This window comes from Lentzea sp. NPDC058436, from assembly GCF_042721515.1.
In the GTDB taxonomy this organism is placed as follows: Bacteria; Actinomycetota; Actinomycetes; order Mycobacteriales; family Pseudonocardiaceae; genus Lentzea.
Genome location: NZ_JBHXLF010000028.1, coordinates 15904 through 28783, shown reverse-complemented (window position 1 = coordinate 28783; position 12880 = coordinate 15904). Strand labels below are relative to the sequence as shown.

Below are 12880 nucleotides of genomic sequence, written 5' to 3'. Positions count from 1 at the left end.
GCCGTGCCGCTCGTCGAGATCAACTACGCACCCCACGTCCCGCACGCAGTGCTCAGGGAACTCGCGGCGATGCTCCCGCACGCCGTCTCACTCGCCGTGGAGTGCCCCGAGGAGCCGTACGACGGCGACCTCCAGCCCGGCGACGTGGAACTCCGCTTCCGCCCGCGCGGCCCGTTCGACGTGAGCGGCATGGACGTCGTCGTCGAGGTCCGCTCGAAGTGGTTCGAGAGCCGCGAGAAGAACCGCCAGGAGCGCGTCGACGACCTGTGCGCCGCCATCTCCGACGCAACGGGCCTCGCTGACGTGGGCGTATATCTGAGTCTGCCGATCGCCGCTTGGGCCCAAACCTGATCCTGCAACCGAACGGGCACCCCGCGCGTCCACTTGAGCGTGGATTTGGATTCCTTGTTCGGCGACGGCAAGAACAGTGATGTGGACACGATCGACCCGGACGCCGACGTCCCGGAGTTCGAGGACGCTCCCGAGGAGGACGAAGGTGTCGGGGGCATCGGCTGGAAGATGCTGACCCTGTTCGTCTGCGGCGGGCTGGTGATCACCGGGCTGGCCGTGGCGTTCACGGTGTGGGTCATCGAGGGCCTGGTGCTCTGAGTCGAGGGGCGTCTCTCCAACAGGCGGTCGACCTCTGGACCGACTTCATGACCGCGTCTCGCCCGTCTGAACCGATAGGGGACTAGGCGTTACCGGAAGTAACGCCTACTCTCCGGTTCATGGGTGAACTCGCCGGTAACTTCGATGTCGTCATCGTCGGCTCCGGGTTCGGTGGCAGCGTGGCCGCGCTCCGCCTGACCGAGAAGGGCTACCGCGTCGCCGTCCTGGAGGCGGGGCGCCGGTTCGCCGACGACGAGTTCGCCAAGACCAGCTGGGACCTCCGCCGCTACCTGTGGGCGCCGCAGCTCAGGTGCTTCGGCATCCAGCGCATCCACACCCTGCGCAACGTCATGGTGCTCGCCGGTGCGGGGGTCGGTGGTGGCAGCCTCGTGTACGCGAACACGCTGTACCGGCCCCTCAAGCCGTTCTACGAGGACCGGCAGTGGGCGCACATCACCGACTGGCAGGACGAGCTGGAGCCGTTCTACGACCAGGCGAGCCGGATGCTGGGTGTCGTCACGAACCCCACGACGACCCCGAGCGACGTCGTCATGCAGAAGGTCGCGAAGGACATGGGGGTCGAGGACAGCTACCACCCGACGCCCGTCGGGGTGTTCTTCGGCGAGCCCGGCAAACCCGCCGCCGACCCGTACTTCGGGGGCGCGGGGCCGGAGCGGACGGGCTGCACCGAGTGCGGCAGCTGCATGTCCGGGTGCCGGGTCGGCGCGAAGAACACGCTGGTCAAGAACTACCTCTACCTCGCGGAGAAGCTCGGCGCGAAGGTCTTCCCGCTGACCACGGTCACCGAGCTCCACGAGAACGACGGCAAGTGGACCATCGACACGAAGATGACCGGCGGCAAGGCCACGAGGACGTTCACGGCGGACCAGGTCGTGGTGGCCGCCGGCACGTGGGGCACGCAGCAGCTGCTGCACAAGGCCAAGTCGACCACCCTCCCGAAGATCTCGCCCAAGCTCGGCGAGCTCACCCGCACCAACTCCGAGTCGATCATCGGGGCCGCGCGGTACACGGTCGACCCGAAGACCGACTACACGCAGGGCGTTGCGATCACGAGCTCGATCCACCCCGACGAGATCACGCACATCGAACCCGTCCGGTACGGCAAGGGCAGCAACGCCATGGGCATGCTGCAGACCCTCGCCACGGACGGCGCGCTGAGCACGCCGCGCTGGCTGCAGTTCATCAAGCAGGCCATCAGGCACCCGCTCCGCCTGCTACGGCTCCTCAGCGTGCACCGGTGGAGCGAGCGGACCGTGATCCTGCTGGTCATGCAGAGCCTCGACAACTCCATCACCACGTTCCTCAAGCGCGGCAAGCTCACCAGCAAGCAGGGGCACGGCGAGCCGAACCCGGCGTTCATCCCGGCGGGACACGAGGCGAACCTGCTGGCGGCCAAGCACATCGACGGCATGGCGGGCGGCACGTGGGGCGAGCTGTTCAACATCCCGCTGACCGCGCACTTCATCGGCGGCTGCGCGATCGCGTCCGGGCAGGACCAGGGCGTCATCGACCCGTACCACCGGGTGTTCAACTACCCCGGACTGTCCGTTGTGGACGGTTCGGCGATCAGCGCGAACCTCGGTGTGAACCCCAGCCTCACCATCACCGCCCAGGCCGAACGGGCGTTCTCGCTGTGGCCGAACAAGGGTGAACGGGACGAGCGGCCCGCCCAGGACCAGCCCTACAAGCGGATCAACCCGACGAAGCCGAAGAACCCGGCGGTTCCCGATCAAGCTCCAGCCGCTTTGCGGTTGCCGATCGTGAAGGCGTCCTGACACGGTGGAGGCATGGCCAAGAAGCCGTTCGCCTCCAGCGCTGACCTCGCCCCGAAGGACGAGGTCTTCGTCGAGCTCGCCGAGGGCGTCTACACCCTGACCGCCGAAGGCGACCCCAACGTCGCGGCCATCGAGGCCGAGGACTTCCTGATCTGCTTCGAGGCGCGCGCGACCCCCGCGGCCGCGCGCAGGTGGCTCGCGCAGCTGCGCAAGCACACCAAGAAACCGGTCCGGTACCTCGTGCTCAGCCACTACCACGCCGTGCGCACGCTCGGGGCCAGCGCGTTCGACGCGCAGGAGATCGTCGCCCACGAGATGACGCGGGTGTTGATCGCCGAACGCGGGCAGCAGGACTGGGAGAGCGAGTTCGGCCGCATGCCGCGGCTGTTCGAGTCCCCGGAGGAGATCCCCGGCCTGACCTGGCCGACGCTCACGTTCTCCGACCGCATGACGATCCCGCTGGGCGACGAGCGCGGCGACCTGGTGCTGCAGTTCCTCGGACGCGGGCACACGGCCGGCGACATCGTGGCGTGGCTGCCGCAGCAGCGCATCCTGTTCGCGGGCGACCTGGTCGAGTCGCAGGCCGCGCTCTACACCGGTGACGCGTTCCACGACGAGTGGGCGACGTCCACTTTGGACGAGATCGAGGACCTCGGCGCGGAGGTCCTGGTGGGCGGACGCGGCAAGGTCGCCCGTGACCGCATGGAGGTCGAGGCCGCGATCAACCAGAGCAGGCACTTCCTCAACGAACTGCGCCGCACCGTCGGCGGGGTGCACGGAGAGGGCGGCACGCTCAAGCAGGCCTTCGAACTGGCGCACAGCACGCTCGTGGGCCGCTACGGGCGCTGGCCGATCTTCGAGCACTGCCTGCCGTTCGACGTGAAGCGCTACTGGGACGAGTGCGACGGCAAGGACTGGCCGGAGATCTGGACGGCCGAACGCGACCGCGCCGTGTGGGACGCCCTGCAATGACCGTCCTGGTCGTCGGTGCGGGGCCGGTGGGGCTGACCGCCGCGCTGTTCCTCGCGCGAGCCGGCGTCCCGAGCGTCGTCCTGGAGGCCCAGGAGCAGCGCGACAAGGCCGGCAGCCGGTCGATCTGCGTGCAGCGCGACGTGCTGGAGATCCTCGAACGGATCGGCGTCGGGCAGGCCGTCGCCGACGCGGGCGTCACCTGGTACACCGGCCGCACCTACCACCGCGACCGCGAGGTGCTGACCCTGACCTTCCCGGAGGGCAAGGGTTTCCCGCCGTTCGTGAACACCCCGCAGACCGTCGTGGAGCAACTGCTGGAGGAGCGGGTCCGCGCCGAGCCGTTGATCGAGCTCCGCTACGGGCACCCGCTGGAGGCACTGGCCCAGGACGTCGACGGAGTGTCCACTCAGGACGGAATCAGGGCCACCCACTGCATCGCTGCGGACGGCGCGCACTCGAAGGTCCGTCAGCTGCTGGGCATCCCGTTCGAGGGCTTCTCGTTCGACGACAGGTTCATCATCGCCGACGTCCGCGTCGACCTGGACTTCGAGGCGCCCGAACGCCGCTTCTACTTCGACCCGCCCTGGAACCCCGGCCGCCAGGTCCTGCTGCACCCGCAGCCGAAGGGCGTCTGGCGGATCGACTGGCAGGTCGCCGAGGACGTTCAGCTCACCGACGAGCACGTCCGCGCGATCGTGGGCGACAGGCCGTACGAGGTCGTCTGGCAGTCCACCTACCGCTTCCACCAGCGCAGGGCCGCGCGGTTCCGCGACGGGAGGGTCCTGCTCGCGGGCGACGCGGCGCACGTGATGAGCCCGTTCGGCGCCCGCGGCCTGAACTCCGGGATCTGCGACGCCGACAACGCGGCCTGGAAGATCGCCGCCGACCGCCGCGGTGAGGCGGGCCCGCACCTGCTCGCCTCCTACAACACCGAACGCGGTGCCGCCGCCGACGAGAACCTCCGCATCACCGGCGAGACCATGCGGTTCCTCGTCCCGGGCACGCCCGAGGAACGAGAGCACAGGCGGCGCGCGCTCGACACCGGCGAGGGCATCGACTCGGGCAAGCTCTTCACCCCGTTCGCCTACGAGGACGGCGGCGTGTTGATCGCCGGTTCACGCACGGCAGGCCCAGGATTCACTGTCAGGGACGGCCTGTTGATCCGACCGGACGGCCACGTCGCCGGACCGGACGGCGAGGAGACGAGACGGCGTGCACTCGGCTGGTGATCCGCAGAACACCCTGTACGCGCACCGGAAACCGCTCGCGGTGGTGAGGTGCGCGCGGGTCGAGGACGTCCAGGCGGGCCTGGAACGCGCGGCACGCGCAGGCATTCCGGTCGCCGCGCGCAGCGGTGGCCACAGCTACGCGGGTTACTCGTGGCCGGACGGAGGTCTCGTCCTCGACCTCGCGGGGTTGTCGGACGTGCGGGTCAACGGTCGGACGGCGACCATCGGTGCCGGCGCGCGGATGCACGACATCTACGAGGCGCTCGGAGCCGCGGGTCAGGCGTTGCCCGCGGGCACCTGTCGTTCGGTCGGCATCGGCGGACTTGCGCTCGGCGGCGGAATCGGCGTGACCGCGCGCAAGTACGGCCTGACCTGCGACCACCTCGTCGACGCGCGGATCGTCACCCCGGACGGCGTTCTGCGCACGGCCTCGGAGGAGCCGGACCTGCTCTGGGCCTTGAAAGGCGGCGGTGGCGGCAACTTCGGCGTCGTCACGGAGTTCACGTTCCGCACGGATCCGGCACCGGACCTGACCGTGTTCGGCCTCGACTACCCCGAGGGCACGGCGGACGTGGTCGACGCCTGGCAGGAGTGGATCGCGGACGCGCCGGACGAGTTGTGGACGAGCCTGCGCGTCGACTCCGGCCCGAAGTCGGTGCCGAGCGTCAGAGGCGCGTACGTGGGAGCTGCGAAGGACCTGCACCGGCTTCTGGACCGGATGCCGCCCGCCGAGCGCGAAGTCGAGGAGATGACCTACCTGCAGGCGATGCGCCACTACGCGGGACCTGCGGAAACCGGCGAGCCGTACGTGGCGTCGTCGCGGATGTTGCACGCGCCCGTGCCGGGGTCGAAGGTCGCCGCGCTGATGGACGGGCGGCCGCCGTGCATGATCCAGTTCGACTCGTTCGGCGGCGCCATCGAACGGGTCGCGCCCGACGCCACGGCGTTCCCGCATCGCGACGCCACGGCCAGCGCCCAGGTCTACGTGCTCCTGGGCGACCTGACCGAGGCGCGGGCCCGCGCGCTGCTCGCCGGCATCCGCGACGGGCTCGGCGCGGGCACCACCGGGTACGTGAACTACATCGACCCGGAGATGCCCGACTGGCCGACCGCCTACTACGGCCGCAACCTGGTGCGGCTCAAGGAAGTCGCGGACCGGTACGACCCCGATCGCGTGCTGGCGTTCCCGCAGGGCCTGTAGCTGGATTCCTGGCCTAGACCTGGATTCCGGTCAGCACGGTGATGCGTTCCTCGGTGAAGTCCTCCATCGCCGACCGCACGCCCTCGCGTCCGGTACCCGAACCCTTCACTCCGCCGTACGGCATCTGGTCCGCGCGGTAGGACGGCACGTCACCGATGATCACGCCACCGACCTCCAACTCGGCCGCCGCCTCGAACGCCACCTGCACGTCGCGGGTGAACACCCCGGCCTGCAGCCCGTATTTGGAGTCGTTGGCCTGTGCGAACGCGTCCTCGACACCGTCGGCGACCGACACCACGAGCACCGGCCCGAAGATCTCCTCGGTCCAGACCTTGGCGGTCTTCGGCACGTCCACGAGCACGGTCGGCTCGACCGTCGCCCCGGTCCGCTTGCCGCCGAGCAGCACACGGGCGCCGACGTCGGTGGCCATGTGGATCCACTCCTCGACGCGCTTGGCGTTGTCCTCGTCGATCAACGGCCCGACCTCGACCTCGGGGTCGTGCGGATCGCCGGTCTTGAGCGCTCCCACGGCTTCCACGAGCTTCGGGACGAACTCGTCGGCCTTCGAGCGGTCCACGACCACCCGCTGCACGGCGATGCACGACTGCCCGGCCTGGTAGTTGCCGAACGTCGCGATGCGCTGTGCCGCGTGGTCGAGGTCCGTCCAATCAGGACAGATGATCGCGGCCGCGTTGGAGCCCAGTTCCATCACGACGTGCTTGCGCGGCGCGGCGTCCATCAGCGACCAGCCGACCTTCGTGGACCCGGTGAACGAGATGACCGGCAGCCGCTCGTCCTTCACCAGCGCGTCCATGTCCTTGCCGCGCACGGGAAGGATCGAGAACGCGCCCTCCGGCAGGCCGGTCTCGGCGAGGATCTCGCCGAGCAGCAACGCGGACAGCGGCGTTGCCGAGGCGGGCTTCACGATCACCGGCGCACCCACCGCGAGCGCCGGCGCGACCTTGTGCGCCACCAGGTTCAGCGGGAAGTTGAACGGCGCCACCGCCAGCACGGGCCCGCGCGGCACGTGCCGGACGATCGCCATCCGCCCCACGCCACCGGCCTCGGTGTCGAGCCGCTGCAGCCCACCGGTGAACCGGCGCGCCTCCTCGGCGGCGAACCGGAACGTGTTGACCGCGCGCTGCACCTCGATCTCGGCCCACCTGAGCGGTTTGCCGTTCTCGGCGGTGATCGTCTCGGCGATCTCCTCCGCGCGTTCGGCAAGGGCCTTGGAGACCTGCAGCAACGCCTCCGCCCGCACGTGGGCGGGTGTTCGCCGGAACTCCTTGCCCACGGCCGCCGCCGCGGCGATCGCACGTTCCACCTGATCTCTGCCCGGCACGGCCACCGAGGCGACCTCGGTGCCGTCGAACGGGTGGAGAACCTCTAACGCCTGCTCGCCCTGCTCGGGGCGGCCGGCGACCCAGCAGGGCCGGGGTTGCGGGGTGAACGCGTCCATGGGCCCCACGTTAAGCCCTGGTGGCCTGCACGTACCTGATGAGACCCAGGTAGTGGCCGACATGCCCTTCCGCGCGTTGGAGCACGAACGCCGGATGCTCCCGGATCGTCCGGATCATGTCCTCCAACCGGATCAGCACGTGCTCGGGTTCGTACTCGATGCCGTACGTCTCGCAGAACAGCTCCGTGCGCCGTTCGCGGTCGTCCGGCAGCGCCAGCACGAACTGGATCAACGCCCAGCTGACGTCCCACCAGCGCGGACCCGGATGCGCGCTGTCCCAGTCGAAGACGCCCGTCGGCAGGCCGTCCTGGAACACGATGTTGTACGGCGCGAAATCACCGTGCAGCAGCACCTCCACCGGCTCGCGTGCGGGGTGCTGCCAGCCGTCCCGCAACGAGACGAACCGTCTCGTCTCGTCGTGCAGCCGCCGCAGCAGCAGTGCCGACTCGATCAACGCCCTGTCGTCGTCCGGCGGCACGTGGCCAACCTCACCCGGCAGGTAGCTGAGCAGCTCGTGCCCGTCGTCCAGCCCCAGCGGCACCGGCGCGATCCCCAGAGGTGCCAAGCCGCGCAACAACTCGTGCACCCGAGGCGCCCACGGCCCGGCGGGCCTGCGCACCGCGTCACCCACCCTGAACACCTGGTTCAGCCCGCCACCGGTCAGCAGTTCACCGTCCACGCATGAGATCCTTGGCGACGTGTCCGACACCAGCAACCGCCCTGTTCTCGTCGTCGACTTCGGCGCCCAGTACGCGCAGCTGATCGCCCGCCGCGTGCGCGAGGCCCAGGTCTACTCCGAGGTCGTCCCGCACACCGCGAGCGTCAGCGAGATCCTCGACAAGAACCCGCTCGCCATCGTTCTGTCCGGTGGCCCGTCCAGCGTGTACGCGGAGAACGCCCCGCAGGTCGACCCGAAGCTGTTCGAGACCGGCGTCCCGGTCTTCGGCATCTGCTACGGCTTCCAGGCGATGGCACGCGCACTCGGCGGCGCGGTGGAACAGACCGGCACCCGCGAGTACGGCCGCACGGACCTCGGCGTGGCCGGGACGGGTGGCGCGCTGCACGAGGAACTGCCCGGTTCGCACCCGGTGTGGATGAGCCACGGCGACGCCGTCACCAAGGCGCCGGAGGGCTTCACCGTCACCGCGACCAGCGAGGGCGCGCCGGTCGCCGCGTTCGAGGACACCGAGCGCCGCTTCGCCGGCGTCCAGTACCACCCCGAGGTGCACCACTCGCCGCACGGCCAGGAGGTGCTGCGCCGGTTCCTGCACGACATCGCGGGCATCCGTCCGCAGTGGACGACGTCGTCCATCGTGGACGAGCAGGTCACCCGCATCCGCGAGCAGATCGGTGACGGCAAGGCGATCTGCGGCCTGTCCGGCGGCGTCGACTCCGCCGTCGCCGCGGCACTGGTCCAGCGCGCGATCGGCGACCGCCTCACGTGCGTGTTCGTCGACCACGGCCTGCTCCGCTCCGGCGAGCGCGCCCAGGTCGAGCGCGACTACGTGGCCGCCACGGGCATCCGCCTGGTCACGGTCGACGCCCGCGAGCGCTTCCTCGACGCCCTGGCCGGCGTGACGGACCCGGAGGAGAAGCGCAAGATCATCGGCCGCGAGTTCATCCGCGTCTTCGAGCAGGCCGAGCGCGACCTCAAGGCAGAGGGCGACTACAAGTTCCTCGTGCAGGGCACGCTCTACCCGGACGTCGTCGAGTCCGGCGGCGGCGCGGGCACCGCGAACATCAAGTCGCACCACAACGTCGGCGGCCTCCCGGACGACCTCCAGTTCGAACTGGTCGAGCCGCTCCGCGCGCTCTTCAAGGACGAGGTCCGCCGAGTCGGCACCGAACTGGGCCTGCCCGAGACCATCGTGCAGCGCCAGCCGTTCCCCGGCCCGGGCCTCGGCATCCGCATCATCGGCGAGGTCACGCAGGACCGCCTCGACACGCTGCGCCAGGCCGACGCCATCGCCCGCGAGGAGCTGACGGCCGCCGGTCTCGACCGTTCCATCTGGCAGTGCCCGGTCGTGCTGCTCGCGGACGTCCGCAGCGTCGGCGTCCAGGGCGACGGCCGCACGTACGGGCACCCGATCGTGCTGCGCCCGGTGTCGTCCGAGGACGCGATGACCGCGGACTGGACGCGCCTGCCGTACGAGGTGCTGGAGCGGATCTCGACCCGGATCACCAACGAGGTGGCGGAGGTCAACCGCGTGGTGCTGGACGTGACGTCCAAGCCGCCGGGCACCATCGAGTGGGAGTAGAGACGTGAGAAGGGCCCCTGGGAGACCAGGGGCCCTTCGCGTTTCAGGAGTTCTTGCGTCTCAACGAGTTCGTCAGCAGCACCAGGCCGACCAGGATGGCCGTTCCTCCCAGCGCCCACCGCAGGTCGAACCAGAACGTCCCGTTGCTCAGCACGTAGGCCGCCATCAGCCCGCCACCGATCCCGAAGACCAGCCCCAGCGGGTCGATCCGCCTGCGCATCACCGGCTGCTGCTCAGTCACGGAGCACCCTCACCTCTCCGACGCTCGTCAGAACGTCCAGGTCGATCTTCAAGCCACCCTCGCCGTTCGCGCCCAGGTCCGTGCCGTCGACCTGCACGCCGCTGCCGTCCGCCTTCCTGTCGAGGCAGTCGAGTTCACCGATGGAGTCCGCCTCGCACCGGAACGTCACGTCCGCGTTCGCCGGCACGTGCACGATCACCTCACCCAGGTTCGTCTCGACCTGGGTCTTCACCGAGCCGGAGTCCGGGAGTTCACGGAGGTCCAGCACCACGCTGCCGACGCCCAGCTCGTAGCGGGACTTGACCTCGTCGAGCGTTTGCGGTGTCGCGTCGAGGTTTCCCACGTTGGCCGGGCCGTCGAACTTCACCGCGGTCAGGCCGAAGCCGACCACCGACAGCGGTACCAGCAGCCAGATCAGGCCGCGGCCGCCGCCGGTGAACGCGCCGACCAGCAGGCCCGCCGCCAGCACCGCGATCACGAGGCCGATGACGTGCGGCGCGGTGAACCACGGGATCCACGTTCCGGCGATCGCGGACGCAGCTCCCACGAGCAGCGCCACGCCCAGCGTCACGCCGCTCACGCGCGGCTTGCGCGGGCGGGGTGCCGGCGGCTGCGGCCTCGGCGTCGGTTCCGGCAGGTCCCACGCGAACGGCGCAGCCCCCAGCGGGTCCCAGGCCGGTGCCCCCGGCACCGGTGGCGTCGGCGGCGGGTCGGCGAGCGTCGTGGCCGGCTGCAGGTGCCCACGGTTCTTCTGCAGCAGGTAGATGCACGCGACCGACGCGGCGATCGTCACGAAGACCTGGAACCCGCCGCTCCCGAACGTGAACGCGAGCGCGGGGAACATCAGGAAGCCCAGCAGGACCGTCTGGCCCTGGGACACCGAGCTGTGGCCCTTGTTGATCAGTGCTTCGAGCGGCGACACCTGGTCGCCCTCCTCCGGCAGCAGCAGCCAGCCGGCGAGGTACATCGGCAGACCGACGCCACCCGACAGCGCGAGCGCGACGAACGCGATCCTGACGATCACCGGGTCGATCTGGTAGCGCAGGGCGATCCCGGTGGCGACGCCTCCGAGCTTGCGCCCTGCACGGGGCCGCACCGGACGGTGCGCCCAGAACTCTCTGAGCGTGTCCGCCACGCCCTGCATTGCCTTCTCAGTCCCGCTCACGAGAACAAGGTTGCTACGGCAAGCTCTCAGCCACATCAGGGACCAGCCCTGATTCAGGGAACCGGGGTCATCCCTGATGAACAACTCACGAGGACGTGTGACGATCGGATGGTGAGTGCACGGATTGAGCCGATGCGCCGTCGCCGCACCGGCCGGGTGGTCGCGGGCGTCGCGAGCGGACTGGCGGACCACCTCGGCGCGCCCGTCTTCTGGGTGCGCGCGGTGTTCGCCGTGTTCGCGGCGTTCAGCGGGGTAGGGATCATCGCCTACGGGCTGCTCTGGATGTTCGTCCCGCAGTCGGCGGTGGCGGAACCGGAGACCGACAACGACCGCAAGGAGTGGCAGCAGGCCGTCGGCCTGGCGGCGCTCGGCGTCGGCGTCGCGGTGTTCACCGGCCTGCTCGGGGGAGCGTGGAGCGGGTGGATCACCGGGCCGATCGCCGTGGCGCTCATCGGCGCCGCGGTCGTGTGGCGCGAGGCCGACGAGGCGCAGCGGCGCCGCTGGCGGGACGGCGCGTTCTCGCAGGGGAAGGCGGGAGTCGTGCGAACGGTGGCGGGAGGTGCGCTGGTCGTGGCGGGGGTCGCCGCGTTCCTCGTGGTGAACGACTCCATCGCCAACCTCTCCACCGTCGTGCTCTCCGTGATCGCCACGCTGGTCGGCGTGGCCGTGCTGACCGTGCCGCTGTGGATGAGGCTGGTGCGGGACCTCGACACCGAACGCCGTGCGCGCATCCGCACCGAGGAACGCGCCGAGATCGCCGCCCACCTGCACGACTCGGTGCTGCAAACGCTTGCCCTGATCCAGAAGCAGTCCGAGTCGTCGCGGGAGGTCAAGCGACTGGCCCGCGGCCAGGAACGCGAGCTGCGCAGCTGGCTCTACGGCCGTGAGGTCGGGGAGCAGCCGCACTCCATCAGCGTCGCGATCGCCCAGGTCTGCGCGGACGTCGAGGACGACTTCGCCATCGCCGTTTCGCAGGTCGTCGTCGGGGACTGCGAGCTGGAGGACGGCATGTTCGCGCTGGTCCAGGCCTCGAAGGAGGCGATGGTCAACGCGGCCAAGCACGCGGGGGTGGCCGAGGTCAGCGTCTACGCCGAGGTCGAGCCGGAGAAGGTCACGGTGTTCGTGCGCGACCGCGGCAAGGGCTTCGACCCCGAGACCGTGCCCGAGGACCGGCATGGCCTCGCGGGGAGCATCCGGGGGAGAATGACGAGGCACGGCGGGGAGGTGCGACTGCGCACGGCTCCGGGAGAGGGGACCGAGGTGCAGCTCGAGATGCCGAGGAAGCAGGAGGCCAGGACGTGAGCGTGAGGGTGTTCCTGGTGGACGACCACGCGTTGTTCCGCGCGGGGGTGCGTGCCGAGCTCGACTCGATCACCGAGGAGATCGAGGTCGTCGGCGAGGCCGGAAGCGTTGGTGAGGCGGTCGCGGGGATCGCGCACCACAAGCCGGACGTCGTGCTGCTGGACGTGCACATGCCCGACGGCGGCGGCGCCGAGGTGCTGCGGCAGATCCGCACCAAGATCCCCGAGGTCACGTTCCTCGCGCTGTCGGTCTCGGACGCGGCCGAGGACGTCATCAACGTCATCCGCGCCGGTGCCCGTGGCTACGTGACGAAGACGATCTCCAGCCAGGAGCTGGTCAGGGCCGTCGTGCGGGTCTCGGAGGGCGACGCGGTGTTCTCGCCGCGCCTCGCGGGGTTCGTGCTGGACGCGTTCGCCGACCGGCCTGGTGCCGCGCCGATCAGCGACCCCGAGCTCGACCTGCTGACGCCGCGCGAACGCGACGTCCTGCGGCTGCTCGCCCGCGGATACGCTTACAAGGAGATCGCGTCCGAGCTGTTCATCAGCGTGAAGACGGTGGAGACGCACGTGTCGAGCGTCCTGCGGAAGACCCAGCTCTCCAACCGGTACGAGCTCTCCCGCTGGGCGACGGATCGCAGACTGGTCTGAG

Annotated in this window: 13 protein-coding genes; 9 read left to right on the top strand and 4 right to left on the bottom strand. The window is 70.0% G+C overall.

Annotated elements, in window-relative coordinates; translation table 11 throughout:
* Positions 1 to 3 precede the first annotated feature (3 nt).
* The 6 genes from ACFWN2_RS42535 to ACFWN2_RS42510 all read left to right on the top strand — a co-directional run bounded on the left by ACFWN2_RS42535 (position 4) and on the right by ACFWN2_RS42510 (position 5807).
* Complete coding sequence (locus ACFWN2_RS42535) at positions 4 to 351, top strand: hypothetical protein (protein WP_382436337.1); 348 nt, start codon at positions 4 to 6, stop codon at positions 349 to 351.
* A gap of 39 nt (positions 352 to 390) precedes the next feature.
* Complete coding sequence (locus tag ACFWN2_RS42530) at positions 391 to 609, top strand: hypothetical protein (protein ID WP_382436336.1); 219 nt, start codon at positions 391 to 393, stop codon at positions 607 to 609.
* A gap of 119 nt (positions 610 to 728) precedes the next feature.
* Positions 729 to 2405, top strand: coding sequence for an FAD-dependent oxidoreductase (locus tag ACFWN2_RS42525; protein WP_382436334.1), 1677 nt, complete (start codon positions 729 to 731; stop codon positions 2403 to 2405).
* Positions 2406 to 2417: 12 nt separating this feature from the next.
* Positions 2418 to 3377, top strand: a complete 960-nt coding sequence (locus tag ACFWN2_RS42520; protein ID WP_382436333.1) for an MBL fold metallo-hydrolase — start codon at positions 2418 to 2420, stop codon at positions 3375 to 3377.
* Positions 3374 to 4606, top strand: coding sequence for an FAD-dependent monooxygenase (locus tag ACFWN2_RS42515; protein ID WP_382436332.1), 1233 nt, complete (start codon positions 3374 to 3376; stop codon positions 4604 to 4606). The genes ACFWN2_RS42520 and ACFWN2_RS42515 overlap by 4 nt, the downstream gene beginning before the upstream one ends.
* Positions 4590 to 5807, top strand: a complete 1218-nt coding sequence (locus tag ACFWN2_RS42510) for an FAD-binding oxidoreductase (protein WP_382436331.1) — start codon at positions 4590 to 4592, stop codon at positions 5805 to 5807. Before ACFWN2_RS42515 ends, ACFWN2_RS42510 begins: the two co-directional genes overlap by 17 nt.
* 13 nt (positions 5808 to 5820) lie before the next feature.
* Here ACFWN2_RS42510 and ACFWN2_RS42505 read toward each other — a convergent pair whose 3' ends face one another.
* A complete protein-coding gene (locus tag ACFWN2_RS42505; RefSeq protein WP_382436330.1) occupies positions 5821 to 7266 on the bottom strand; it encodes an aldehyde dehydrogenase family protein in 1446 nt (481 codons plus the stop codon).
* Between the two features lie 10 nt (positions 7267 to 7276).
* On the bottom strand, positions 7277 to 7945 hold the full coding sequence (locus ACFWN2_RS42500) for a phosphotransferase family protein (RefSeq protein WP_382436329.1): 669 nt from the start codon (positions 7943 to 7945) through the stop codon (positions 7277 to 7279).
* 19 nt (positions 7946 to 7964) lie between these two features.
* Here ACFWN2_RS42500 and guaA point away from each other — a divergent pair, with 19 nt between their 5' ends.
* A complete protein-coding gene (guaA, locus tag ACFWN2_RS42495) occupies positions 7965 to 9524 on the top strand; it encodes a glutamine-hydrolyzing GMP synthase (RefSeq protein ID WP_382436328.1) in 1560 nt (519 codons plus the stop codon).
* Between the two features lie 43 nt (positions 9525 to 9567).
* On the opposite strand, the gene ACFWN2_RS42490 is transcribed toward guaA, so the two are convergent.
* Complete coding sequence (locus ACFWN2_RS42490) at positions 9568 to 9765, bottom strand: hypothetical protein (RefSeq protein WP_382436327.1); 198 nt, start codon at positions 9763 to 9765, stop codon at positions 9568 to 9570.
* Complete coding sequence (locus tag ACFWN2_RS42485) at positions 9758 to 10930, bottom strand: PspC domain-containing protein (protein WP_382436326.1); 1173 nt, start codon at positions 10928 to 10930, stop codon at positions 9758 to 9760. Before ACFWN2_RS42485 ends, ACFWN2_RS42490 begins: the two co-directional genes overlap by 8 nt.
* Before the next feature lie 132 nt (positions 10931 to 11062).
* Here ACFWN2_RS42485 and ACFWN2_RS42480 point away from each other — a divergent pair, with 132 nt between their 5' ends.
* Positions 11063 to 12232 (top strand): PspC domain-containing protein, encoded by a 1170-nt coding sequence (locus ACFWN2_RS42480; RefSeq protein WP_382436325.1) that lies wholly within the window; start codon positions 11063 to 11065, stop codon positions 12230 to 12232.
* On the top strand, positions 12229 to 12879 hold the full coding sequence (locus ACFWN2_RS42475) for a response regulator (RefSeq protein ID WP_382436324.1): 651 nt from the start codon (positions 12229 to 12231) through the stop codon (positions 12877 to 12879). Before ACFWN2_RS42480 ends, ACFWN2_RS42475 begins: the two co-directional genes overlap by 4 nt.
* The last annotated feature ends 1 nt before the right edge of the window (position 12880 follow it).

Excerpts from the sequence above, each read along its gene's own strand:
- ACFWN2_RS42525 (WP_382436334.1), top strand. The coding sequence starts at position 729 with ATGGGTGAACTCGCCGGTAACTTCGATGTCGTCATCGTCGGCTCCGGG.
- ACFWN2_RS42520 (WP_382436333.1), top strand. The coding sequence starts at position 2,418 with ATGGCCAAGAAGCCGTTCGCCTCCAGCGCTGACCTCGCCCCGAAGGAC.
- ACFWN2_RS42515 (WP_382436332.1), top strand. The coding sequence starts at position 3,374 with ATGACCGTCCTGGTCGTCGGTGCGGGGCCGGTGGGGCTGACCGCCGCG.
- ACFWN2_RS42505 (WP_382436330.1), bottom strand. The coding sequence starts at position 7,266 with ATGGACGCGTTCACCCCGCAACCCCGGCCCTGCTGGGTCGCCGGCCGC.
- ACFWN2_RS42480 (WP_382436325.1), top strand. The coding sequence starts at position 11,063 with ATGCGCCGTCGCCGCACCGGCCGGGTGGTCGCGGGCGTCGCGAGCGGA.